The organism is Idiomarina sp. PL1-037, from assembly GCF_034422975.1.
In the GTDB taxonomy this organism is placed as follows: domain Bacteria; phylum Pseudomonadota; class Gammaproteobacteria; order Enterobacterales; family Alteromonadaceae; genus Idiomarina.
Genome location: NZ_CP139873.1, coordinates 1,080,280 through 1,105,989 on the forward strand (window position 1 = coordinate 1,080,280; position 25,710 = coordinate 1,105,989).

Sequence of the window (25,710 nt, forward strand, 5' to 3'; positions counted from 1 at the left end):
ACTCCAGGCTGTCGTTATCGGCGAAAACTGACTATGCTGTCAGTACTGCATAGCAATGACAGCAACAATGCTGTCTTTGTTCCGAAATTTCAATCTACACAGCATACTTTACCGAAAACGGTGGTTTTAATCTGCTCTATTACGGGCTAGAATTTGTAACATAATTTGTGGTCAGACCAGTATTGGTTTTTGAATTGAGGATTTATTATGACAGCAGCACAACGCTTGCTAACCGTAAATGGTGAAAGAATTGCCTTTGTGGCAGGTATAAGAACACCCTTTGCGAAACAGGCAACGGACTTTCACGGCATACCGGCAGTCGACTTAGGTAAAATGGTTGTCCAGGAGTTAGTGAATAAAACCGGTATTGAAGGTGACTGGGTTGAGCAACTGGTGTTTGGGCAGGTTGTGCAAATGCCGGAAGCGCCTAACATCGCCCGTGAAATCGTGTTGGGAACCAGCCTACCTGTTGGTACCGACGCTTACAGTGTATCACGCGCCTGTGCTACCAGCTTTCAGTCCGCAGTAAATATTGCCGAAGCTATGGTGGCCGGACACATCCGTGGTGGTATCGCCGGTGGTGCCGACTCGTCTTCGGTGTTGCCTATCGGTGTGAGTAAACGTCTGGCGCGTGCTTTAGTCGATTTGAATAAAGCAAAAACCTTAGGGCAACGGTTTTCAATATTGAAGCGTTTAGGCTTTAAAGACTTATTGCCTGTACCACCGGCTGTGGCTGAATACAGTACCGGGCTTAGTATGGGACAAACGGCTGAACAAATGGCGAAAACGCATAACATTAGCCGTGAAGATCAAGATGAGTTAACGGTAAGATCGCACCAAAAAGCTCATGCGGCGTGGGAAGCTGGCTGGTTAAGTGATGAAGTGATGACTGCCTACCCTGAACCTTACAAACAGCACTTGAGCCGCGATAATAATATCCGTGGCGACAGTCAGATAGAAAAGCTGGGAAAATTAAAACCGGTATTCGATCGCAAGTATGGTTCAGTGACCGCTGCAAACAGTACACCATTAACGGACGGAGCTTCCGCTGTCATGATGATGACCGAAAGCCGCGCAAAAGAACTGGGTCTGCCGGTATTAGGTTACTTGCGCAGTTACGCGTTTGCTGCCCTGCAGGTGGAAGAAGACATGCTGATGGGACCTTCCTATTCAACTCCGGTTGCGCTTGACCGTGCCGGTATGAGCTTAAATGATTTAGACCTTATTGATATGCACGAGGCTTTTGCAGCGCAAACATTGGCGAATATGAAAATGTTTGCCAGTGACAAGTTTGCGCAAGAGAAGCTGGGTCGTGATAAAGCCATTGGCGAAATCGACATGGATAAATTTAACGTGCTGGGCGGCTCCATTGCTTATGGTCACCCGTTTGCCGCAACTGGTACCAGAATGATCACACAGACTTTGAATGAATTGCGCCGTCGCGGTGGTGGTGTCGGTTTAACAACCGCTTGTGCTGCCGGTGGCCTGGGTGCAGCAATGATTGTGGAGACAGAATAATGAGTCAGGATAAAGCATTCACTATGGAAGTTAGGGACGACGGCGTCGCTGTAATTACGATTGATGTCCCTGGTGAGTCGATGAACACCTTAAAAGACTCATTTGCTGAAGAAGTCGGCAGCTTAATGAATCGTTTAGAGAGCGATGATTCAGTTAAGGGCGTGGTTTTTATTAGTGGTAAACCAGGCTCCTTTATTGCCGGTGCTGATATCAACATGATAGACGGTTGTGAAAATGCCGTGGACGCAGAAAGTCTGGCGCGAAAAGGGCAGGCTATGTTTGATCGCATCGAGCAGTTGAATGTGCCTGTGGTTGCGGCTATTAACGGAGCCTGTCTGGGCGGTGGACTGGAACTGGCGATGGCGTGTCATGTACGCGTTTGTACCGACAACAGCAAGACAGCTCTGGGCTTACCTGAAGTGAAATTAGGCTTGTTACCGGGCAGTGGCGGTACTCAGCGTCTACCTGAACTGGTTGGTGTCCAGCAAGGACTGACGATGATCCTGACTGGTAAGGAGTTGCGAGCCAAACAGGCTAAAAAAGCAGGGCTCGTTGCTGAGGTTGTGCCTCAAAGCATATTGTTGGATGTTGCCGTTGAGAACGCGTTAAAACGTAAGCCAAAAGCCACTAAGCCACCACTTAAGGGCATCAGCAAAGTGCTGGAAGCGACCAAGTTTGGCCGCGACATTATCTTTAAAAAGGCCAGCGAGCAGGCGCAGAAGAAAGCTCAGGGCAATTACCCGGCAATTGATAAAATCATTCAGACAGTGCGTGAAGGTGTTGAACGTGGCCGTGAAGCAGGTTTAGACAAAGAAGCCCGCAGTTTTGGTGAATTGGCGATGACACCAGAATCTTATGAGCTGCGCCAGATTTTCTTCGCCACCACAGAAATGAAGAAAGAAACCGGTGCCGATGGTGTTAAACCCGATACGGTTAAACGGGTTGGCGTTTTAGGTGGTGGATTGATGGGCGGTGGCATTGCCTATGTTACGGCGGCTAAAGCAGGCATTCCCGCGCGTATCAAGGACATCGCTGAAGACGGAATTCGGCATGCGTTACATTACAGTTACGAGCGTCTAGATAAAAAAGTGAAGCGTCGTCATATGCGTCGTGCAGAGCTTGAAAAGACCATGCTAATGCTTAGCGGCTCGCTTGACTATAGCGGTTTTGAACGTACCGATGTGGTTATTGAAGCGGTATTTGAAGACCTTAACCTGAAGCAAAAAATGGTTGCTGACGTCGAAGAGTACGCCGCCGAGTCGACCATTTTTGCTACCAATACGAGCTCACTGCCTATTACTCAAATAGCGGCTAAAGCCAAACGTCCGGAGCAGGTTATTGGGCTCCACTATTTTTCTCCGGTCGATAAAATGCCGTTGGCAGAAATTATTACCCATCCGGGGACGTCGGATAAGACCATAGCCACAACGGTGTCTCTGGCTAAGAAGCAGGGCAAAACTCCAATAGTTGTGAAAGATGGTGCCGGATTCTATGTAAACCGGATTCTTGCGCCCTACATGAACGAAGCGGCACGCCTGCTGCTGGCCGGAGAGCCTATTGAGCACTTAGATAAAACTTTGGTGAAGTTTGGTTTCCCGGTCGGGCCAATTACTTTACTTGATGAGGTTGGTATTGATGTGGCGGCAAAAGTGGCTCCGGTATTAGTGAAGGAACTGGGTGATCGCTTTGAAGCCCCTGAAGCTTTTGAAAAATTGATAGACGATGATCGTAAAGGCAAGAAAAATCAGAAAGGCTTTTATCAATACGGTAAGGGAGTGAAGGGCAAACCGGTAGACACTTCAGTGTATTCGTTGCTGGATATTGATCCGAGCCAGAGTAAATCTGCGGACGATATCGTTGATATTTGTCTGTTGCCTATGCTGAATGAAGCGGCGTACTGCTTGCAGGAAGAGATTATCCGAAGTCCTCGTGATGGTGATATCGGTGCAATTTTTGGTATCGGTTTCCCCCCTTTCCTTGGTGGGCCTTTCCGCTATATGGACAGCCAGGGGCTTGGAAACATAGTGAACAAACTGGAGAAGCTGGCGACCGAGCGAGGTGAACGATACACCCCGGCACCATTACTTAAAAAGATGGTAGAGAATGGCTGGAGTTTTTATCAATAGTTTTTCTTAATGGGTTAAGCCTGAGCAGTAACTTCGTTGTGCTGCTCAATAAACTCAATTAATGCATCAGCCGGCATTGGCCTTGCAAAATAAAAGCCTTGAATGCATTCGCATTTGAGGCTTTTTAATGTCTGCAGCTGGGCTTTGGTTTCAACGCCTTCTGCAACAACCCTCAAACCAAGGTTATGCGCCATTGCAATAATTGACGCCACCATATTGCGGTCTTTGTCGTTGATGGTAATGTCGTCAACAAAGGCTTTATCAATTTTCAGGCTGTTCATTGGAAAGCGCTTAAGATAAGACAGCGAAGAGTAACCTGTACCAAAGTCATCCAGAGCCAGTTTTACGCCCATATCTGAGAGATTTTCCATCATAGTAATGGCGCGTTCAGGGTCGCTCATGACCATGCCTTCGGTTATCTCAAACTCAACATGTCGAGGGTGCAACTCTTCTTCTCGTAAAATTTGTTCAATTTGTAAGGCCAGACTGGATTGCATAAACTGCCGCGCAGATAAATTAACAGCAATGCTCTTGGGCGAACCCTGGCAGGCCATAAAGCGCTTCATATCACGGCATGCCAGGCGCAAAACTTCTTCGCCGAGGGGAATGATAAGCCCGGTTTCTTCGGCCAGAGGAATGAAGTCAGCGGGATTAATCATTGAGCCGTCTTCGTTCTCAATGCGAGCCAGCGCCTCAAGTCCGGCAATATGGCCGGAGTGTATTTCTATTTTCGGCTGATAGTAAACACGAATATTATGAGATTTTAAAGCCGCCCTTAATTCATTTTCCAATTTAAGTCGTTTGACTGCGTTTTCGTTCATTGACTGGCTGAAAAACTGATAGCAGTTTCCGCCACGCTGCTTCGCATGATACATCGCCATATCGGCTTTCTGCAAAAGCTCCTGCGACGTCCGGCCGTCGTGAGGGTAAAGTACAATGCCAATGGAACTGCCAATGACAATTTCCTGCTGCTCAATGAAGTAAGGCTCTGCGACTTTTAGGTTAATTTGATTGGCCAAATCACCAATTAGGTTTATGTCCACGCTGTCTTCAATGAGCAAACCAAACTCGTCTCCACCCAATCGATAAAGAGTATCCTGCCGACGACCAATGTCCATGAGTCGCTCGGCAACCTGACATAAAAGCTGATCGCCTACTTCATGACCTAAGGAGTCGTTAATTTTCTTAAAGTCATCTAAATCAAAGAGCAATAGAGTATGTGAGACTTTTTTCCTAACCAGATTTGAATGACTGACTTGAAAGTAAGAACGATTGGGGAGACCGGTTAAAGTATCGGTGTTTGACAAGCGACGAAGCTCATTTTCTGTGTGGCGCCTTTCGGTAATATCCGAGAAGCTGGCAACAATGAGTGATATTTCGCTGTTATCATCCCGAACAGCATCAAGAGTTAATTCCATCAGGAACTCTTCACCGTTGGCTTTAATATCGGTGACTTCGCCACGCCAGGTTCCCTCTTTTATGACGGCTCTTTTTATTTGATTAACAAAGCTTTCAGGGTAACACTCAAGTGTTAGTAACTGGCCTAAAACCTGTTCACGACTGAAACCGCTAATTTTCTCAAATGCGTTGTTAACCTCACGCTTTCTGAAAAAACGGTCATAAATGCAAATTCCATCAGATATATTTGTGATAGATGAGGCCAGCATTGTAATTCGCTCTTCAGAGCTTATCAGACTGCTTATATCACCAAGAGTACCGAACATGGTTCGATGTTCACCGTTAACTTGGAGTTTTCCTCTATCTAACACCCACAGCCAATTTCCTTGGTTGTCGAGCCGGTAGCTGCATTCGAACGAATCAGACTCACCATTTAAATGATCTTCAAGGCTTTTTTGCAGTCGTTTTAAGTCTTCCGGGTGTACGTTCGACTTACCACCAGATAGGCCGAGTCGCTTCCCGTCAATAGGGAAAGAAGGACAGTTTTCCCAGATATTCTGTCGTATCAGTTCGCCTGATTCGAGGTCCCATTCCCAGCATTGGTAACGGCTGGAAAGGACACCCTGAGCCTGTCGCCGATACTGCTTAAGGTCGTGACGCATTTGGGTTTGCCGCTGGCGCAGATAACGCCAATACGATAACAGACCCAGGGCACAGATAAGTATGTAGCAAACCCATGCAAAAGGTGTTTTCCAAAAAGGAACGGCAACGTCAAGCTGAGCTATCGTCGATGGGGACCAGAGGTCATCATTGTAAGATACCTGAACCTCTAATTTATGCGAACCTGCGGGCAAAGACGATAGTTGTAGCGGAGCACCACTTTTTTCTAACGTTTGCCAGCTATTTTCGCCGTGATTCAATTTGTAGCGGTAGCGTAACTCTGCCGGAGCAGCCGCGAACGGAACCGCAAAGTCAGCTATAAAGGTGGCGTTACCGACTTGTTTTAAGTCTATATAGGGAGGTTTGTTTAACCGTTCATTATCGACAGAAATTGTTTTTTTCTGAGAGACTTGTCCAAATGCGTTTATTTCGATGGCTTCGGTTTTAGTATGCAGCCAAAGCGAGTGGTCAAAAGTCGTTAAATTTAAATTACCGGGCGTTGCCGACAATACTGGCGTTGCCAGTGAACTCCAGTTTCTATTGATAATATCGTACTGATATAGAGCTCCAGAGTTATTGACAATATAAAGTTGGTTAGCGAATAAACGCATTTTACTGATCTCAAACTGAGCGTCGGGGTAGTGATTAAGCTCCGAGATTTCTTCATTGACGGTATTGTAAAATACTAGCCCTAAGTCTGTCGCTAACCACCAGTTACCGCTGTCATCTTCTATTGCTGCTGATACTTGTTGCATCAGTTGCGGCATTGTTATGCTGGCTGAGCTTTTTTGTGTATTTGAGGAGGCCAGGACAGACGGAGCCAAGGGCGTATCAATTTGAAATACGCCCTGATTATTCGTTAAGAAAAAAACATCGCCCCGGGTAATTTCTATAGCTGCGGCTGCGGGCGCGTTATGAAGTTGGGTAAGCTTTTCATTTCGTAATTCATACAGGCCATTTGTCGTACTGAGTAAAATGGCGGAACGGTCTTGCGTTAATGCTATATCATTAACTTTATCCAGGTTGCTAAGATGCTCGGGGAGTGGTTGTAAGCGTAAATCTTTGTCCAGCAGAATCAAACCTTGCTCTGTTGCAAGCCATAGCTGATTTTGAAAATGAACCGCAGCATAAAGTAGCCTACCCGGTAGCCTTTCTGTAATTGGATTTTGTTTATTAACCGCAAAAACGTCACTGGAAAAACCGTCCCAGGCAAACACTCCCTGATTTTCAGTACTTAACCAGCTCCAGTTTTTGCCGTGATACATATAGTTTACGTTCTGAATGGGGGCGCCGTTATAGTTTAGGCTTAAGGGTTCAACATCTTCTGTCCCGGGAGTGTGGCGGTAAATGAATCGATCTGTACTAACCAGTAACCGGCCTTTGTCATCTTCCGAAATGTGTTTTATACGAGTTTCACTGCCGGACTGACGTCCCGATAACTCAAATGTTTTAAGCCTATTTTCGGAGTTAAGCTGGAGTTTTGCCAAGCCGTCTCGGGTTCCGAGCCATAGCGCACCCGATGTATCGAAAAACAGATGTTCGATATTATCTGAAAGTAAATGTCTCTTTGCCTCAGGTGTAGCTAAAATATTTTTGAATTCGTTGCCATCAAATCGAGTTAAGCCACTGGCTGTCGCTATCCACAAGAAACGTTGTGGTCCCTGAGCTATAACATTTACATGGTTGCTGGGTAAGCCCTCATTAAAGGTCCACTGGTGCACAGCATTTTGTGTGGAGGAGTGTTGCGCGTAAACATGGAAGCTAAAGCTTCCGAATAACAAAATACATAGAAAAAGAGCAGGGCATAATGTCCTGATAGGCAATGTAAAATTCACGAAAAACCTATTGAATGGCTACTTCAGCAGCTCTTTATTGTTAGTATAGCGTTAAGATAACGAGAGAAGCACTGACTGTCAAAGACTATTCGATTCAGTCAGTGTTTCGGTTTGAAGCCTTAGCGCTTGCGATTTATCACCTAAACGCTGTTTTATTCGTTCCAGCCAGTCGGTGAGTTGGCAATGTTCCAGGGCACTGAGGAGTTCTTGCTGGCGATTAAACCCTGTATCGGCGAGCTGAATAGCACCCCAGAGCCGCTGGCTGCGAACCCTTAAGTTACGATCAACCGTCTTAATCTGCTGTTTAAGTACCGATTTAGCGTGATGCCATTCCTTCAGTGTCAGATCCTCAAGCTCCGCCACTTGCACTTTAATCACGTCATGTATTGCTTGATAAAGTTTTTCAGCATCAAACTCATGTGACTGTAAAAAGAATAAGATCCCGGGCAAACGCTTTACCGAAAAGTACTGGCTCCCGGCGGCATAACCCAGTTGTTGTTCGGTTCTTAACGCCTGGAATATAGGTTGATGAATTAACTGCTGCAAGAGCATAAAACTGATTTGCTCTGTTGAAGTATCATCTTCGCCCTGAAAATAAAGCAAAATAGCGATGTCTGAATGTTCAGCAGGAACAATTAATTGCTGCGAACAAAAATCACGGACACGTTTAACCGGAAGCCTTTTGTTGGGAACGCTGCGTTGGTCAGGGAGACTCTTTTTAATAAGCTGTCCCAGTTCCAGGGCCTCGCTTTTTTGCCAGTCACCGTGAGCTAATGCAGTAACGTGCACCGGGGAGAAAAGCTTAGCTATTTCTACAGTAAACTGGCGGAAAGAGATTTTCTCGAGTTCATAGGCTAAATCGCTAAGCCGAAATAAGCCAGACTGCAGTTGTTGGTTCAGTTCAGCAAAAAGCTTGTTCAGTGGTTGGCTCTGATGAGCTGAATGCCAGTTACTTAGTAAGCTTTGTTTCAGATCCTGCCAGCGGCGTCTCGCAAAACGAGTTTTCAAAGCTCGCCGGATAAGATGTTGCATTAATGGAATTTGCCCGGCAGAAAGTCCGGTTGTATGTATTGTGATACCGTTTTGAGTTGGGTAAATATTAAAATGTAAGCCAGCGACTTCGGCGTCATATAAGTCATCATTTAACGCATCTATCATAAGCTCAGACCATAATCTGGCGATAGCGAAGTGAAAAGCTGAACTGGTTACCGCGGGTAATCTTAAGGACAAGTAAATGTGCCCTTTGGGCACTCGAAAATCGCGATCCTGCAGGTGCCATAATTGTAACTGTGCGCTGTCTTCTAATCGTGTTGGCAGAGAGCCTCCAGCCTCCAGAGGCAATGGTTTAAAGCGGGAGTTGAGAAAACGGTTGGGCTTGGGTAGCTGGCAGTTGAAGTCATCTGGTGTTGATAAAAACAACTGAAACTGTTCTTTGCTGATAGGACTTAAGCCATATTCCGTATGATAAATCGGCGCGATTTCAGTCGTACGGACATCAGGAGCGATTAAAGTGATGCGCGCGTTCTCGGCGGTCATCTGCTGCAAGATTTTTGCTGCATACGAGTGATTCAACCCATCCATACGATAATCACCGTAGAGTGTGTCTTCTGGACTATAGTGAAAAGCGTTTACAGCGAGCTGATTAGCCAGTTCTCCGACCGGAGTCGGCTCTTGATACAGAAAACTCATTTCTGTGGTAATGCGGCGCTCTTTGTAGCGCCAGTCTTCAATCCCGTCAGCTTCAATTTTTCTGATATAGGCAAAAACCCACTGAACAACCGGTTCAACCTGGCGGCGCCCTGCCTCAGTAAGCTGGATATTAATATTAAAGTCTTTGAAATTACTACCACTAATACCTCCACCCGCCGAGAGTGAGTTGACCCAACCTTTCGAACGCAAAGCGCTGAATAAACTTCCGGGACCTTCGTAGCCCAATAAATGCGCGATAAAGCTGGTGGTTTTATGCGGGTAGTCTGCGTCGATACTTGGTAACGGTAATGTCAAAATAAGACGGTAAGCTGCCTTGACGGGTTTAACTGTTATCCACACGCCTTTTTGTTCCTGACGATAAAGAGGAACGTTGATAGACGCCTTGCCAATGCGTTGTTGTTTAATATCAGCAAAGTAGCGGTGGGCTAATTGTTTGAGCTCAGAAAGAGACTGAGGACCGGCGATGACCAGACGCATCCTTTGCGCCACGTAATGCTCGTTAAAAAAACGCTGCAACTTGCTTTTTAAGGTGCCGTGCTCATCGTGTTTTAGGGTATTAAGGTTGCCAACAGAGAACTGACTGAAAGGGTGCTTTGAGTTCGCGGTAACCTTATGAACCTGATACAAACGTCTGAGTTCATCATTCTGTTTCAGGCGAAACTCAGACTCTATAGAACTTATTTCTTTGTCTATCCAACTCTCTGAGAGCAAAGGGGACTTCAGCACAGCGGAAAAATATTCCAGCGCCTGCGGTAGTGCATTAGCATTGCAGTCAAAGTGATAGTTCGTAAATTCAGTGCCGGTCCAGGCGTTGTGCTGACCACCTTGCAAATTTAAGAAATGTCCAAAAGCGGAGGGTTCAGGAAACGTTTGGCTGCCTAAAAATAACATGTGCTCTAAAAAATGAGCCAACCCCTGAGTATGTTCAGGATCATCAAAATGGCCGGCATTTACCGCGACAGACGCCGCGGCTTTCTGGCTATCAGGGGAGTGAACCAATAACACCTTTAATTGGTTCCCTAATGTCAGGTGCTGATAGTCTCGTTTGTCTTCAGAACTTCGGACAACACGGACGACCTCATCGTTAAGTGAAGAGTTCGCCATAATTCTCCTTGATGTCGATTTCGAGGCGAGTTACTGATCCAGAGCCTGGTTAAAGTCTTCGGGTTTATCAAAGTCGCCTTTAAAATCCTGTAAACGCTCGTTATTGAAGGTTAACATCAACTCTTTGCGGTAATCTTTACCTGAATTGGGATCCATTTTATAAAGATATACCCAGCGGTCAGAGTCAAAACTGTTCTGCGCAACAGGAGTTCCCAGCACAAAGACAACTTGCTCTTCAGTCATTCCCACCCGCAATTTGTCGACATCGTCCTGCTCAAGATAATTCCCCTGAGGAATATCAATGCGATATACCATTTTATCGAGAAGAGAACAGCCATTTAAGGTTATAACGGCAACTAGAAAAACTCCAAATCTTGACATGAAATACCTATTAAAATTAATCTCAATTGATTGTATTGGCGTCGATGATAAACAATGACTTACCCGAACGCCAGTATAGAACGAATTTAACTGGCGAGTAACTCTCTCGCGTTTGCTTTTGCCATGTCGGTAACTTTGTCGCCACCCAATAAGCGCGCCAGTTCGATAACCCTCTGTTCTTTAGATAACGCAACTACCGAGGTTTCAGTTTCGGCCCCATCAGTTGACTTACTCACTTGTAATTGCTGATGAGCTTTAGCCGCGACTTGTGGTAAGTGTGTAACACAAATAACCTGAGAGGTCTTCCCCAAAGCCTGAAGCATAGACCCCACTATTGATGCCGTAGGGCCACTGACGCCAACATCAACCTCATCAAACATCATGGTAGGAACCGTTTTCTGTGTCGCTGTCATCACCTGTATGGCAAGGCTAATTCGCGAAAGTTCACCCCCAGAAGCGACTTTATTCAGTGCCTGTATGGGTTGTCCGGGGTTGGTTGTTACCAGGAACTCGACTTCATCGGTACCCAGTCGCGTAGCCCGGGCGCTGGTGTCATGCTCAACCTGAATAACAAAACGGCCATGTGGCATATTCAACTCTTGCATCGAGCTGCTTATTTGCTGACTTAACTCCGCAGCTGCCTGTTCGCGGCTCGCCGAAAGCTTAAGAGCACTCTCGCGGTAGACTTTTCGAGCCTGCTGCCGGTCTTCGTCAAGTTTCTCGGCTTGTTCGCCCGCTTGCTCTAGATTATCAAGTTCGTCTATTAACTTTTTGTGTTGCTGGCTCAGTTCTGAACCGGGTATCTGGTGCTTCTTCGCTAAATGAATAGCGGCGCTTAAACGGTCTTCTATAATCTGAAGTTCGCCCGGGTCGAGTTCTAAATCGTCCTGATACTGGCGTAACTCAAGTGCCGCTTCTTCAATGTGTACTTTTGCCTGTTGCAATAACTGGGTAACAGGAGAAAGTGCGGTGTCCATCTCCTCAGCTTCAGCTAAGCGCTGGCTGGCTGACTGAACCAGACTGGATGCGTTATTGTGTTCTCCTTCGTAAAGAGCGTTTAAGGCAAACACACCGGCTTCGAGTAAAACCTTGCTGTTACTTAAGCGCTTGTGTTTTTGCTCCAGCTCGTCGAATTCGCCATCTTCCAGCGCAAACTCATTCAGCTCATTAACCTGATATTCAAGTAACTGACGCTGGGCTTCCAGTTCTTCTTTTTGTTGCTGGTAGCTTTGGTATTGCTTCTCAACTGAAGCCCAGTTTTTATAGTCTTGTTGGACTTTGTCTAACAAGTGCTGATGGCGGGCGTAGCTGTCGAGTAGCGTTAATTGATGCTCGTCCTTTAACAACAGTTGATGTTCGTGTTGACCATGAATGTTGACTAATAGTGGTGCCAGAGATTTTTGTTGACTGACAGGAACCGGTGTCCCGTTAATCCATGCTTTGGAGCGTCCGTCGCGCTGAATAACACGACGTAAAACGCAGTCATCATCAGCGTCAAACTCATTATCAGCTAACCACTGGTGAGCGGGGCTGGCATCTTCCAACGCGAAAACGGCTGTAATTTCGGCTTTTTCCTGACCCGGGCGAACCCAGTTAGCGTCGGCCCGGCTCCCCAGGCAAAGGCTCAGGGCATCCAGAGCTATAGATTTACCGGCACCAGTTTCGCCGGTGATAGCGGTCATGCCGCTGTGAAATTCAATGTCTAACGATTTAACGACTGCAAAGTTGCGAATAGTTAATTGGGATAACATAGCCTTCGCTCCAATACTGTTGATATATACAGGTTATACAGTATTTATACAGTAGCTGAGTCGAAATGCAAGTATCCCGCTTAAAAAAGTCGGCTACCCCAACCGAGTTTATTACGTAATACGTGATAGTAGTTGTGGTCAATAGGGTGAATCATACGTAAGGCTTTCGGGTACTTTTTGATAATGACATCATCGCCTGGGTGAACTGTCATCCGAACATGACCGTCGCAACTAATTTGCAGTAAGTCATTGTCTAAAGCAGCCTTTAACCTGACTTCACTGTTGCCATCGACGACAATTGGTCGACTGCTTAAGGTATGAGGAAACATAGTCACCAGAGTCATTGCGTCCAGGCCAGGATGCAGAATGGGGCCGCCACCGGATAGTGAATAGGCGGTTGAGCCGGTTGGGGTGGCGCAAATTAAACCATCAGAGCGTTGACTAAAGACAAAATGGTCGTTCACATAGAGTTCAAACTCTATCATGTGCGCAACTTTGTCGGAGTGCAGGACAATTTCATTAATTGCTCTGCCGGTACCCGATGAACTGCCGTTGTTAATGACTTCGGCGGAGAGCAGGAAACGTTCCTCTACGTGGTAGTCTCCATTGAGTACCGACAACAAAGGCGTCATGACTTCGTCGGGATCTAAATCGGTTAAAAACCCCAAATTACCGCGATTGACGCCGATAACACCGATATCGTACTCACATAAGGCGCGGGCAGCACCGAGCATGTTGCCGTCACCGCCGACGACAACAGCAATTTCGGCCCATTCGCCTAAGTCCTGCAGGCTTAGTGTCTCGATTTCTTCCGGCAAGTTTAATTGCTCCGCCGTGCGTGCTTCCAGACACAGAACAAAACCACGATGAATTAAAGCCGTGGCAATCGTTTCTAAAGTTAACTGGGTCCCACGATCATCAGCTTTGCCGAGTAACCCAATCTTTGTAAAAGCGCTCATTAACGGAATCCTTGTGCGTTCGTGTGCTTACGCTACGATGAGCAAGAAAATTTATCAAGTAAGAGAAATCCCCTTGAAAGAAAAAAACTTGCCCCCATTAATTCTGCAACCTTAATTTTAAACTGGTTAAAGAGAGTCACTTATGACCGATAAAAACGATTCGAAACAAAAAAATGAAGCGGCTGCTGAGCCGACCGTAGAGCAGCAGAAAGCTGAACAGGAAGCCGCGCAGGCGGCGGAAGAAGCTTTGCAGCAGGACGTCGCAGCCGATGAAGCTGAAACTGCGGGACAGTCATCAGAGCAAACGGATCGCATTGCGGAACTTGAGCTGGCTTTAAGTAAAGCAGAGGCGAAGGCGAATGATCAACGCGACTCGGTACTGCGCACTCAGGCTGAAATGGAAAACGTGCGTCGCCGGGCCAGTCAGGATGTTGAAAAGGCGCATAAGTTTGCGCTGGAGAAGTTCGCTAACGAGATACTGACTTCGGTAGATAACCTTGAACGCGCTTTACAGCTGGCTGACAAAGAAGACGAAACGAACAAAAACTTTGTTGAGGGAATTGAGCTTACCTACAAAAGCTTAACCTCAACGCTGGAGAAGTTTGGTGTTCAAGCCGTTGGTGAAGAGGGCGAAGCGTTTAATCCGGATCAACACCAGGCCATGTCAATGCAGGAATCTGATGAGCATCCGAACAACACTATTATTGCAGTAATGCAAAAAGGCTATGAGCTGAACGGGCGTTTGTTGCGCCCAGCGATGGTGATGGTTGCGCGTAACTCGAACTCGGGTGTGGATACAAAGGCGTAATAAAATCGAAAATTATCCCTGTGTTGGGTATTGAAATTCGAACATAGGCACCCCAGATAAGGGGTAACGAAACAAATTACATGAATCAGAAGTTGGAGACGAATCATGGGTAAAACAATTGGTATAGATTTAGGTACGACAAACTCTTGTGTTGCTGTACTGGATGGTGGCAAAGCTCGCGTTATTGAAAACGGCGAAGGCGACCGCACAACTCCGTCAGTAGTTGCATTCACTGATGATGGTGAAATTTTGGTGGGTTCGCCGGCAAAACGCCAGGCAGTAACTAACCCAAATAAAACTTTATTTGCAATTAAGCGCCTTATCGGGCGTCGCTTTCAGGATGATGAAGTACAGCGTGACATCGGCATTATGCCTTACAACATTGTTAAGGCTGACAACGGTGATGCGTGGGTAGAAATTGACGGTGATAAAAAAGCACCGCCGCAAATTTCTGCTGAAGTTCTGAAAAAAATGAAAAAGACCGCCGAAGAGTTTCTGGGCGAAGAAGTCACGGATGCGGTAATTACTGTACCGGCATACTTTAACGATGCTCAGCGTCAGGCAACCAAAGACGCGGGCAAAATCGCAGGCCTTAATGTTAAACGTATTATTAACGAACCAACAGCAGCTGCGCTGGCGTACGGTATGGACAAGAAGTCCGGCGACAACGTCATTGCCGTGTATGACCTAGGTGGTGGTACGTTCGATATCTCTATTATCGAAATTGATGAAGTTGAGGGCGAGCACACCTTTGAAGTACTGGCGACTAACGGTGATACGCACTTAGGCGGTGAGGACTTTGATAACCGCTTAATTAATTACTTGGTTGAGCAGTTTGAAAAAGACCAGGGCATTGACTTGCGTAAAGATCCACTGGCTATGCAGCGCTTAAAAGAAGCGGCAGAGAAAGCGAAAATAGAATTATCATCTGCGCAGCAAACCGAAGTGAACCTGCCATACATTACGGCAGATAACACCGGTCCTAAGCACATGGCAATTAAAGTGACCCGTGCGAAACTTGAGTCACTGGTTGAAGACCTGATTAAGAAATCGCTTGAGCCACTGAAACAGGCGTTAGCGGATGCTGATCTGTCTGTCAGTGACATTCAGGACATTATCATGGTGGGTGGTCAGACTCGTATGCCGAAAGTACAGGCTGCCGTAACTGACTTCTTTGGTAAAGAACCACGCCGCGACGTTAACCCTGATGAAGCGGTTGCCGTTGGTGCTGCGGTTCAGGCTGGTGTACTGCAGGGCGACGTTAAAGACGTACTGCTGCTGGACGTATGCCCGTTGTCGCTGGGTATCGAAACCATGGGCGGCGTAATGACGAAACTGATTGAGAAAAACACGACGATTCCGACTAAAGAATCGCAAACTTTCTCAACGGCTGAAGACAACCAGTCTGCAGTAACTATCCATGTTATCCAGGGTGAGCGTAAGCGCGCTGGGGATAACAAATCGCTGGGTCAGTTTAACCTTGAAGGTATTCGTGCAGCGGCGCGTGGTGTACCACAAATTGAAGTGACTTTTGACATCGATGCGGACGGTATCCTGCACGTGTCAGCCAAAGATAAAGACACAGGTAAAGAACAGAAAATCACCATTAAAGCATCTTCTGGTCTGGATGAATCTGAAGTTGATAAAATGGTTAAAGATGCCGAAGCACACGCTGAGGAAGATAAGAAGTTTGAAGAAATGGTGCAGGCACGCAACCAGGCAGACGGTTTGGTTCATGCAACCCGTAACCAGTTGAAGGAAGTTGGCGACGCCTTGTCTCAGGAAGACAAAGACGCTATTGAGAAAGCTTGTGAAGAACTTGAGCAAGCGTCTAAAGATGGTGACAAAGAAGCCATTGATACGAAATCTCAGGCGTTGATGGAAGCATCACAAAAGCTGATGGAAGCTGCTCAGCAGCAACAGGCACAGCAAGGTGCTGAAGGCGCAGCTGGCGGTGAACAGCAGTCTTCCAAAGCAGATGATGATGTCGTTGATGCTGAATTTGAAGAAGTCAAAGGCGACGATAAGAAGTAAGCATTAAGGCAACTTCGCAAAAGCACACGGGTGTTGCCGCAAGGTAATGCCCGTGTATTTGTATCAGGCTGATAAACAGCACAGATAGAAGACGAAGAAATTATGGCGACGCAAGATTTTTACCAGGTTCTGGGCGTATCGAAAGACGCCAATGAACGTGACATTAAAAAAGCCTACAAACGTATGGCGATGAAGTATCACCCCGACAGAACCGAGGGTGATAAAGAAATGGAAATTAAGTTTAAAGAAATTAAGCAAGCGTACGAAGTCCTTTCTGATCCTCAGAAACGCCAGATGTATGATCAATATGGGCACGAAGCTTTCGAACAGGCACGCCAGGGCGGAGCTGGCCATGGTGCAGGCGGATTCGGCGGGGGCGGTGCTGATTTTGCTGATATCTTTGGTGATGTCTTCGGCGATATTTTTGGCGGCGGCAGACGTCAGCAAGCTCGTGCCCAGCGTGGTGCTGATTTGCGTTACAACTTGGATATGTCGCTGGAAGAAGCGGTTCGTGGTAAAACCGTTGAGCTTGAAATTCCCACTCTGGTTGAGTGTCGCGACTGTAATGGTAGTGGTGCGAAAAAAGGCAGTAAGCCGCAAACCTGTGGCCATTGTCATGGCGCAGGTCAAATCCAAATGCGCCAAGGCTTTTTTGCTGTACAGCAAACCTGTCCTCAATGCCGCGGAACGGGTACGATTATTAAAGATCCTTGCCGCACATGCCATGGACATGGCCGTAAAGAAGAGACTAAAACTTTATCGGTTAAGATTCCGGCCGGTGTCGATACAGGTGACCGCATTCGTTTAGCGAATGAAGGCGAAGCGGGTGAGCACGGCGCGCCGGCAGGTGACTTATACGTTCAGGTTCATGTACGAGAGCACCCTATTTTTGCCCGCGACGGCAATAACCTCTTCTGTGAAGTACCTGTAAGCTTCACTAAAGCGGCTCTTGGTGGTGACATTGAGGTGCCAACCCTGGAAGGTAAAGTCAAACTGAAAGTACCTAAAGAGACACAGACGGGTAAACACTTCCGGTTACGTGGTAAAGGCGTTAAGTCGGTTCGCACTGGTGAAGTCGGCGACCTGATTTGCAAAGTGGTGATTGAAACTCCGGTGAACCTGTCATCTAAGCAACGTGACATGTTGGAAGAGCTCGAAAATTCAATGGGTACCGGCGATGAAGCTGCCAAATTCAGACCCAAAGAAAAAGGTTTTTTCGACGGCGTGAAACAATTCTTTGATGACTTACGTAGCTAAATTGTCTATCACTGGATAAGTGCATGATAAAAAAGACCGGAGGCAGTCAATGAATTGGAAGACGGTGACGTTAAGCGCCTGCATGTTGGTCGCACTGGCCAGTTGTGCTAAATCTCCGACGGGGCGCTCGCAGTTGCAACTTTATTCAAGTAGCGAATTGAATAAAATGGGGGCTGCCTCCTACGAGGAAATGCGCGAAAAGAAAAAAATTAATGACGATGCTGAGGTCAATGCTTACGTGCGTTGTGTCAGCGATGCATTAGTTGAAAACTTGCCAGGAAACTACAGTGAAATGGACTGGCAAGTGACTGTTTTTGCAGAGCCCGCTGTCAATGCTTTTGCTCTACCGGGTGGTTATATTGGCGTATACGACGGCCTGATAGAGGTTGCCGAAAACCAGCATCAGCTTGCGGCAGTTATTGGGCACGAAATTGGCCACGTTATTGCTGAGCACAGTAATGAACGCATCTCTAGCAACATGATGGTCGGGCTAGGTTTGCAGCTCGGTGGCATTCTTGCCAGTACTCAATTGGATAACGATAAAGCCGGCCTATTAATGGCCGCTTTAGGTGTAGGGGCTCAGGTTGGTATCCTGCTGCCTTATTCACGTACCCATGAATCAGAATCGGATGAACTGGGTATGGAATATATGGCCGACGCTGGATTCAAACTGGAAGAGGCTCCTGAGTTGTGGCGCAATATGCAATCGGCTTCAGACGGTAAATCGCCGCCTGAGTTGTTGTCGACTCACCCGAATCCCCAAACTCGTATTAAAGACCTTGAAGCGCTGATCCCGTCGTTACAAGAGCGTTACTCTGCGGCTCGTGCCGCGGGGAATACACCAGATTGTCAACGTCCGCCATCGGTGGGTAATTCAGGCACATAAAGTAACAGAGGGAATGACTCCGTTCCCTCTGCCTTTCAAAAGGTTATAACCTAGTTCAATTTATTCTTTTTGACCTTCTCTTTAACGTTTTACCCTAGCTCCCATTTTTTATAAAGCGGCTGGGGAATTATGTTTAAAGCGTGGTTTGCAATTCCATTTTGGCAACGTGTTTTAGGTGCCTTTGTATTAGGTATGCTAATAGGTGGGCTGGCTCCTGAGGTTGGTGTTGCGCTTAAGCCTCTTGGCGATTTGTTTATAAAAGCCATTAAGATGCTGGTCGCGCCGCTTATTTTCTGTGCCATTGTTAGTGCTATTACGGATCTGAATGATGGGAAGAAATTAGGTCGTTTGGGTGCTAAAACCATTGGTTTATTTATGCTGACCGCGATTATTGCCAGTGCTATTGGCTTAACTCTGGCCAGTCTAATTGATATGAGCCCTGCAGACACGCTGACTGCAACAGAGCAAAATGAAAAGCAAATTCCCGGTATAGCTCAAGTTTTCCTCAATTTTGTGCCCAGTAATCCTTTCGCAGCGTTAACTGAAGGTAATGTACTGCAAATCGTTGTTTTTGCGGCTTTGGTTGGTATTGCTATTCAGCGTTTAAAAGGCAAAGGCGAGCCTTTGCGTAAGACGATAAAGTCGGGCGCTGAAGTCATGTATGAAATTACTCGTATGGTGTTGCAGTTAACGCCTATTGGTGTACTTGGTTTAATGTCCTGGGTTATTGGTGAATACGGTTTTAGTACCTTGCTGCCACTGGCGAAATTTGTGGGTGTTATTTATTTGGCCTGTCTTATCCATATTGTGGTGGTTTACGGCGGTTTAATTCGCACCGCAGGCGGCATGAGTCCCTGGCAGTTTTTCAAAGCGGTATTTGATGCGCAGATTGTCGCCTTTACCACGTGCAGTTCGTTTGGCTCATTACCAGCGGCGCACCGGGCTGTCACAGAACGTTTGGGTGTCTCGAAGGATTATGCCAGTTTCGTTTTACCTTTAGGTGCCACCATTAATATGGACGGCTGCGGTGGCATTTATCCGGCCGTTGCCTCTATTTTTATTGCGCAGCTCTACGGAATACCGTTAGAGTCGATGGATTACGGTTTGATCATGCTAACAGCGACGCTGGCTTCGGTGGGAACGGCAGGCGTACCGGGCACCGCTCTGGTAATGTTAACCGTTACTCTGAATGTTATTGGGTTGCCTTTAGAAGGCATTGCGTTTATCGCTGCTATCGATCGCATCATTGACATGGCCCGAACCCTGACCAATGTGACTGGCGATATGATGGTTTCCAGAGTCGTTGCGCGCAGTGAAAACCTGTTGCAGGATCAAACTCATTTAGCGACGGAGTCAAAATAATGATCAATGTGGGCGTATTTGGAGCCTCGGGCAGAATGGGGAGAGCCGTTATTCAGGCTTTGACGGACGATAACCAAGCTAAGCTGGGCGCAGCCATTGTCAGAAAAAGCAGCAACAGTTACGGCGACAGTGCGACAGAGAGCGAGCCTGTTCATTTTATTAGTGCCGATGAGCTGCAGCCAGAGCAGGTCGATGTTCTTATTGATTTCTCTTTGCCTGAAGCGCTCACTGAAAACCTGAAGCTTGCTGAACAATATCAGTTACCTATTGTTGTTTGTACGACGGGGCTAAAAGACGAGCAGAGAGAACGTATGGCTCAGGCGGCCGAGACAGTGCCGGTACTGTACGCCAGTAATACCAGCATCGGGATTGCCTTGCTAGAACAGTTGGTTGGTTTAAGCAGTGCTGCATTGCCCAATGCTGACATTGAAATTTTTGAGGCGCATCACCGAGATAAAAAAGATGGCCCGTCCGGAACGGCACTGAGTTTGGGGCAGGCTGCAGCAAAAGGCCGGCAGCAAAACTGGGAACAGGTTAACGACGGTATTCGCGCTGACGGGCTGCGCAGCGACGACGGTATTGGCTTCTCGGTAATGCGGGCAGCAGATATTATCGGTGAACATCAAGTCACTCTGGCGGTTGCGGGTGAACGCATTGAGATTGGACACCGTGTCAGTAATCGAAAAACTTTTGCCGACGGAGCCTTACGTGCCGCCAAATGGCTTGAAGAACAAGCGCCCGGTTTTTATAGCCTGCAGGACACCTTAAATTTGCAGGACATACTGCAACGCATGCTCAAGCAATAAATACTGCTGGACGATTTTCGTAATATTTCGTAGAATGGCGGGAATTTGCCTGAATCAGTCCGAAGGCCGGCGTGATTTGGCAAAACGCGCGGTTCAGGACGCAAGACGGGGAAGTCAAATTATTGATTTACCCGTTTTTTTATGTACGGAGGTTGCCCTTGAGTATTCTAGCGAGTCAATCCGCTAAACGAGCGATTCTGGTGCTTGCTGACGGGACCGTGTTTCGCGGAACCGCTATCGGAGCCGAAGGCTCTGCAGTCGGCGAAGTGGTCTTCAACACGGCCATGACAGGTTACCAGGAAATTCTTACTGACCCATCTTATACAGAACAAATCGTTACTCTCACTTATCCCCATATAGGCAATACCGGTATTAACTCTGAAGACGCAGAGTCTGATCAGGTTTGGGCGAAAGGACTTATCATTAGAGATTTGGCAATGAAAGCCAGCAATTTCCGTAGTGAGGAAACGCTAAGCGCTTACTTGCAACGTCACAATGTGGTGGGTATTGCAGATATTGATACGCGTCGTTTAACTCGCATTTTGCGCGAAAAAGGCGCGCAAAATGGCTGCATTATGGTTGGCGAGCTGGATGAAAATAAAGCGCAGGAACTGGCTCAGAAGTTTCCGGGCTTAAAGGGAATGGATCTTGCGAAAGAAGTTTGCTGCGACAAACCTTATGACTGGCAGGGCGGTAGCTGGCAGCTGGGCGAAGGCCATACCAAACCAGAGCAGAATAAATACCATGTAGTCGCTTATGATTACGGTTGTAAACACAACATTCTGCGTTTGCTTGCGGACCGAAATTGTAAAATTACAGTCGTACCGGCTCAAACGTCGGCCGAAGATGTACTAGCATTAAAACCCGATGGGGTTTTCTTATCGAATGGTCCGGGCGACCCTGAGCCTTGTGATTATGCGATTACAGCAATCAAAACCTTGCTGGATAAAGACATTCCAATTTTTGGTATTTGTCTTGGCCATCAGTTACTGGCCATTGCCAGTGGCGCGCACTCCATGAAAATGAAGTTTGGTCATCACGGCGCTAACCACCCGGTACAAGATGTAAAAACGAAACGGGTGATGATTACCAGTCAGAACCATGGCTTTGCCGTTGATGAGAAACAGTTGCCGGATAATCTGGAAGTGACTCACGTATCTTTGTTCGATGGAACATTGCAGGGTATTCGCCGTAAAGATAAGCCGGCCTTTAGTTTCCAGGGGCACCCCGAAGCAAGTCCGGGGCCGCACGATGCCAGTGAACTGTTTGACCAATTTATTGAATTGATGCAGGCCAAAGCCTGATTCGTCGAATGATATTCGATGCCGTCATCCGTAGCGAAAGGACAGATAGAGCGACTTTATGCCAAAACGAACCGACATTAAAAGCATTCTGATTCTGGGGGCAGGCCCTATTGTTATCGGCCAGGCCTGTGAGTTTGATTACTCCGGCGCTCAAGCGTGCAAAGCGCTGCGCGAGGAAGGTTACCGAGTCATTTTGGTAAATTCTAACCCCGCTACCATTATGACTGACCCGGAAATGGCCGATGCAACTTATATCGAGCCAATTCACTGGGAAGTAGTAGAGAAAATTATTGAGCGTGAGCGTCCAGATGCGGTGTTACCGACCATGGGTGGCCAAACCGCTTTGAACTGTGCGCTGGATTTAGATCGCCACGGTGTGCTGGAACGCTACAAGGTTGAAATGATTGGCGCCAATGCCGATGCGATTGATAAAGCGGAAAACCGTGATCGCTTCGATAAAGCAATGAAAGCGATTGGTCTGGAAACACCGAATGCAGAAATGGCTCATAGTCTGGATGAAGCCTTTGATGTGCTAAGCCGACTGGGTTTCCCTTGCATTATACGACCGTCTTTCACTATGGGCGGCAGTGGCGGTGGCATTGCCTATAACCGCGAAGAGTTTGAAGAAATTTGTAGACGGGGTTTAGACCTCTCGCCAACCAATGAACTGCTAATTGATGAGTCATTGCTGGGTTGGAAAGAGTACGAGATGGAAGTTGTGCGCGATAAAAGCGATAACTGCATCATTGTCTGTACCATTGAAAACTTCGATCCAATGGGAATTCATACCGGTGACTCGATAACTGTTGCTCCCGCTCAGACGTTAACCGATAAAGAATTCCAGCTAATGCGTGATGCGGCAATGGCCGTTCTGCGTGAAATCGGTGTAGAAACCGGAGGCTCTAACGTACAGTTTGGCGTTAACCCGGACACCGGGCGTGTGGTTATTATTGAAATGAACCCTCGGGTTTCCCGGTCATCGGCTCTGGCATCAAAAGCTACAGGCTTCCCAATTGCTAAGGTTGCAGCGAAACTGGCGGTTGGTTATACGCTGGATGAACTGGATAACGAGATAACCGGCGGCAGAACGCCTGCGTCTTTTGAACCCGCGTTAGATTACGTAGTCACCAAAATACCGCGCTTTAACTTTGAAAAGTTTGCTAACTGCAATGACCGGCTGACCACGCAAATGAAGTCGGTCGGTGAAGTCATGGCTATTGGCCGTAACTTCCAGGAGTCGATGCAAAAAGCCCTGCGTGGTCTGGAGCTTGGTGCCTCAGGCTTTGACCCTATTGTGGACTTAGAAGCTAAAGATGCCCGTTCAAAAGTCATCCGTGAATTAAAAGAACCGGGTGCTGAGCGTATTTGGTATATCGCCGACGCCTTCCGCTTAGGAATGACGGTACGCGAAGTCTTTGAGCTGACACGCATAGACGAATGGTATCTGATTCAGATTGAAGAGCTTGTAAACCTTGAGAAAGAGATTGATGAACTCGGTTTAGCGGGACTCACCGCAGACGTTATTACGGTATTAAAACGCCGCGGTTTTGCTGATTCTCGTATAGCCGACGTTCTGCATGTGAGTGAAGCTGAAGTTCGTAAAAAGCGCCATAAGTATAACATTCATCCCGTTTACAAACGTGTTGATACCTGTGCGGCTGAATTCGCCTCTGGCACAGCTTACATGTATTCAAGCTACGATGAAGAATGCGAAGCGGCTCCGTCCGACAAAGAAAAAATCATGGTTATTGGTGGCGGACCTAATCGTATCGGGCAGGGCATTGAGTTCGACTATTGCTGTGTACATGCGTCGCTGGCGCTGCGCGAAGACGGTTATGAAACCATTATGGTCAACTGTAACCCGGAAACAGTATCTACCGATTACGACACTTCAGATCGTCTTTACTTTGAGTCTATTACACTCGAGGATGTTCTTGAAATTGTCCGTATTGAAAAGCCTAAAGGGGTTATTGTTCAATATGGTGGTCAGACTCCGCTGAAGCTGGCGCGTGAGCTTGAGGCTAATGGCGTGCCAATTATCGGTACTTCACCTGACGCGATTGATAGAGCAGAAGACCGGGCGCGTTTTCAGACGGCCGTACGTCGTCTGGGGTTAAAACAACCCGAGAACTCAACAGTTACAGGCTTCAACGAAGCACTAACTGAGGCTAAACGTATCGGTTATCCGTTAGTCGTTCGTCCATCCTATGTTCTGGGTGGAAGGGCAATGGAAATTGTCTATGACGAAGTGGATTTGCAACGTTATCTGACTGACGCGGTCAAAGTGTCAAATGATGCGCCGGTACTACTGGATCGTTTCCTTGATAACGCGATAGAAGTTGACGTTGATGCTATTTGCGATGGTACCGACGTGCTAATTGGCGGCATTATGCAGCATATAGAGGAAGCCGGTGTACATTCGGGGGACTCAGCGTGTTCATTGCCTCCATATTCATTGAGTGACATTATTCAGGCTCAATTACGTGAACAAATGCGTAATTTAGCTTTTGAATTGAATGTGAATGGCTTGATGAACGCTCAGTTTGCGGTTAAAGATGATGAAATTTATCTTATTGAGGTAAACCCTAGAGCTGCGCGAACCGTACCTTTTGTTTCTAAAGCGACAGGTGTGCCGTTAGCCAAAGTGGCAGCGCGAGTAATGGTTGGTCAGTCACTGCAAGAGCAGGGCTATGTAAAAGAAATTATTCCACCGTATTACTCGGTGAAAGAAGTGGTTATTCCTTTTGCTAAATTCCAGGGCGTGGATCCTATTCGCGGACCTGAAATGCGCTCAACCGGCGAAGTTATGGGCGTAGGTGAAAGCTTTGAAGAAGCTTATGCTAAAGCTAACCTGGGTGCTGGCGAAGCGCTGGCTAAAAAAGGCAAAGCACTCATTTCTGTAAAAGACAGTGACAAACAACGTTTGATGGACCTAGCCCGCGGTTTATTGGCGTTAGGCTTCAGTTTAGAAGCAACGCGCGGTACAGCTAAAATGCTTGGTGAAGAAGGTATTGACTGCAGTATTGTAAATAAACTGCAAGAAGGCCGTCCAAATATTGTTGATGCGATTAAAAACGGCGAATATTGCTATATTATAAATACAGTAGAAGGCCGTCAGGCGATTGAAGACTCGGTCTATATTCGCCGTGAAGCACTATTGAATAAAGTTATTTACACCACAACATTAAATGCTGCGTTTGCGACAGTTAAAGCAAATACAGCGGATGATCGGGCTCGGGTGAGTTCGGTACAAGAATTACATAAAAGGGTATCGTTAATATGAACCAGATTCCAATGACGGAACATGGCGCGCAATTATTACGTGACGAGCTTAAACGTTTAAAAACGGTTGAGCGTCCGCGCATCGTTGAAGCTATTGCTGATGCTCGTGAGCACGGCGATTTAAAAGAAAATGCGGAATATCATGCAGCGCGTGAACAGCAAGGCTTTTGTGAAGGCCGTATTCAGGAAATTGAATCCAAGCTTTCTAATGCGCAGATTATTGATGTAACTAAAGTGCCAAATAACGGCAAGGTTATTTTTGGCTCCACAGTCACCGTTTACAATACGAAAACGGATGAAGAAGTTACTTATAAAATAGTCGGCGATGATGAAGCGGATATTAAATCAAACTTAATATCTGTGAATTCACCTATTGCGCGTGCACTTATTGGTAAAGAAATCGATGATATTGCGACAGTAACGACGCCTAACGGTGAAGTTGAATACGAGGTTGTTGCAGTACAATATAATTAATATCTAAAATGATTTTTTAAAAGGCTGGAAACGTAAGTTTACCAGCCTTTCTTTT

The 25,710-nt window shown here is 46.8% G+C and carries 16 protein-coding genes; 11 read left to right on the top strand and 5 right to left on the bottom strand.

Annotated features, from left to right (window positions below; all coding sequences use genetic code 11):
* The first annotated feature begins 207 nt into the window (after positions 1–207).
* Positions 208–1,518 carry an acetyl-CoA C-acyltransferase FadI gene (gene fadI / locus U0358_RS04925; RefSeq protein ID WP_317496546.1) on the top strand — a complete coding sequence of 437 codons (1,311 nt, stop codon included), beginning with the start codon at positions 208–210 and terminating at the stop codon, positions 1,516–1,518.
* A complete protein-coding gene (fadJ, locus tag U0358_RS04930; protein ID WP_322407263.1) occupies positions 1,518–3,644 on the top strand; it encodes a fatty acid oxidation complex subunit alpha FadJ in 2,127 nt (708 codons plus the stop codon). Before fadI ends, fadJ begins: the two co-directional genes overlap by 1 nt.
* Positions 3,645–3,658: 14 nt before the next feature.
* On the opposite strand, the gene U0358_RS04935 is transcribed toward fadJ, so the two are convergent.
* The 5 genes from U0358_RS04935 to nadK all read right to left on the bottom strand — a co-directional run bounded on the left by U0358_RS04935 (position 3,659) and on the right by nadK (position 13,442).
* A complete protein-coding gene (locus tag U0358_RS04935) occupies positions 3,659–7,423 on the bottom strand; it encodes an EAL domain-containing protein (RefSeq protein WP_322407264.1) in 3,765 nt (1,254 codons plus the stop codon).
* Between the two features lie 192 nt (positions 7,424–7,615).
* Positions 7,616–10,351 (bottom strand): insulinase family protein, encoded by a 2,736-nt coding sequence (locus tag U0358_RS04940; RefSeq protein ID WP_322407265.1) that lies wholly within the window; start codon positions 10,349–10,351, stop codon positions 7,616–7,618.
* Positions 10,352–10,381: 30 nt separating this feature from the next.
* Positions 10,382–10,732 carry an outer membrane protein assembly factor BamE gene (locus U0358_RS04945; RefSeq protein ID WP_322407266.1) on the bottom strand — a complete coding sequence of 117 codons (351 nt, stop codon included), beginning with the start codon at positions 10,730–10,732 and terminating at the stop codon, positions 10,382–10,384.
* Between the two features lie 86 nt (positions 10,733–10,818).
* Complete coding sequence (gene recN / locus U0358_RS04950) at positions 10,819–12,483, bottom strand: DNA repair protein RecN (RefSeq protein ID WP_317496551.1); 1,665 nt, start codon at positions 12,481–12,483, stop codon at positions 10,819–10,821.
* 80 nt (positions 12,484–12,563) lie between these two features.
* On the bottom strand, positions 12,564–13,442 hold the full coding sequence (gene nadK, locus U0358_RS04955) for an NAD(+) kinase (protein ID WP_317496552.1): 879 nt from the start codon (positions 13,440–13,442) through the stop codon (positions 12,564–12,566).
* Between the two features lie 142 nt (positions 13,443–13,584).
* Here nadK and grpE point away from each other — a divergent pair, with 142 nt between their 5' ends.
* The 9 genes from grpE (at position 13,585) to greA (ending at position 25,655) form a co-directional block, all read left to right on the top strand.
* The gene (gene grpE / locus U0358_RS04960) at positions 13,585–14,250 is read left to right on the top strand and encodes a nucleotide exchange factor GrpE (RefSeq protein ID WP_317496553.1); all 666 of its coding nucleotides are present in this window, start codon (positions 13,585–13,587) and stop codon (positions 14,248–14,250) included.
* Between the two features lie 105 nt (positions 14,251–14,355).
* Positions 14,356–16,284, top strand: a complete 1,929-nt coding sequence (dnaK, locus tag U0358_RS04965) for a molecular chaperone DnaK (protein WP_322407267.1) — start codon at positions 14,356–14,358, stop codon at positions 16,282–16,284.
* A 102-nt stretch (positions 16,285–16,386) separates the two neighbouring features.
* Entirely contained in the window at positions 16,387–17,541 is a 1,155-nt protein-coding gene (gene dnaJ / locus U0358_RS04970) for a molecular chaperone DnaJ (protein ID WP_322407268.1), read from the top strand.
* A 49-nt stretch (positions 17,542–17,590) separates the two neighbouring features.
* A complete protein-coding gene (locus U0358_RS04975) occupies positions 17,591–18,427 on the top strand; it encodes a M48 family metallopeptidase (RefSeq protein ID WP_322407269.1) in 837 nt (278 codons plus the stop codon).
* 129 nt (positions 18,428–18,556) lie between these two features.
* On the top strand, positions 18,557–19,789 hold the full coding sequence (locus tag U0358_RS04980; protein ID WP_322407270.1) for a dicarboxylate/amino acid:cation symporter: 1,233 nt from the start codon (positions 18,557–18,559) through the stop codon (positions 19,787–19,789).
* Entirely contained in the window at positions 19,789–20,595 is an 807-nt protein-coding gene (dapB, locus tag U0358_RS04985) for a 4-hydroxy-tetrahydrodipicolinate reductase (protein ID WP_317496558.1), read from the top strand. The genes U0358_RS04980 and dapB overlap by 1 nt, the downstream gene beginning before the upstream one ends.
* A 158-nt stretch (positions 20,596–20,753) precedes the next feature.
* Complete coding sequence (gene carA / locus U0358_RS04990; protein ID WP_322407271.1) at positions 20,754–21,899, top strand: glutamine-hydrolyzing carbamoyl-phosphate synthase small subunit; 1,146 nt, start codon at positions 20,754–20,756, stop codon at positions 21,897–21,899.
* Positions 21,900–21,957: 58 nt separating this feature from the next.
* Positions 21,958–25,182 (top strand): carbamoyl-phosphate synthase large subunit, encoded by a 3,225-nt coding sequence (gene carB, locus U0358_RS04995; protein ID WP_322407272.1) that lies wholly within the window; start codon positions 21,958–21,960, stop codon positions 25,180–25,182.
* Positions 25,179–25,655, top strand: coding sequence for a transcription elongation factor GreA (gene greA / locus U0358_RS05000; protein WP_322407273.1), 477 nt, complete (start codon positions 25,179–25,181; stop codon positions 25,653–25,655). Before carB ends, greA begins: the two co-directional genes overlap by 4 nt.
* The last annotated feature ends 55 nt before the right edge of the window (positions 25,656–25,710 follow it).

Coding starts and splice junctions, on each gene's coding strand:
- fadI (WP_317496546.1), top strand. CDS start 208: ATGACAGCAGCACAACGCTTGCTAACCGTAAATGGTGAAAGAATTGCC.
- fadJ (WP_322407263.1), top strand. CDS start 1,518: ATGAGTCAGGATAAAGCATTCACTATGGAAGTTAGGGACGACGGCGTC.
- U0358_RS04940 (WP_322407265.1), bottom strand. CDS start 10,351: ATGGCGAACTCTTCACTTAACGATGAGGTCGTCCGTGTTGTCCGAAGT.
- U0358_RS04945 (WP_322407266.1), bottom strand. CDS start 10,732: ATGTCAAGATTTGGAGTTTTTCTAGTTGCCGTTATAACCTTAAATGGC.
- recN (WP_317496551.1), bottom strand. CDS start 12,483: ATGTTATCCCAATTAACTATTCGCAACTTTGCAGTCGTTAAATCGTTA.
- nadK (WP_317496552.1), bottom strand. CDS start 13,442: ATGAGCGCTTTTACAAAGATTGGGTTACTCGGCAAAGCTGATGATCGT.
- grpE (WP_317496553.1), top strand. CDS start 13,585: ATGACCGATAAAAACGATTCGAAACAAAAAAATGAAGCGGCTGCTGAG.
- dnaK (WP_322407267.1), top strand. CDS start 14,356: ATGGGTAAAACAATTGGTATAGATTTAGGTACGACAAACTCTTGTGTT.
- dnaJ (WP_322407268.1), top strand. CDS start 16,387: ATGGCGACGCAAGATTTTTACCAGGTTCTGGGCGTATCGAAAGACGCC.
- U0358_RS04975 (WP_322407269.1), top strand. CDS start 17,591: ATGAATTGGAAGACGGTGACGTTAAGCGCCTGCATGTTGGTCGCACTG.
- U0358_RS04980 (WP_322407270.1), top strand. CDS start 18,557: ATGTTTAAAGCGTGGTTTGCAATTCCATTTTGGCAACGTGTTTTAGGT.
- dapB (WP_317496558.1), top strand. CDS start 19,789: ATGATCAATGTGGGCGTATTTGGAGCCTCGGGCAGAATGGGGAGAGCC.
- carB (WP_322407272.1), top strand. CDS start 21,958: ATGCCAAAACGAACCGACATTAAAAGCATTCTGATTCTGGGGGCAGGC.
- greA (WP_322407273.1), top strand. CDS start 25,179: ATGAACCAGATTCCAATGACGGAACATGGCGCGCAATTATTACGTGAC.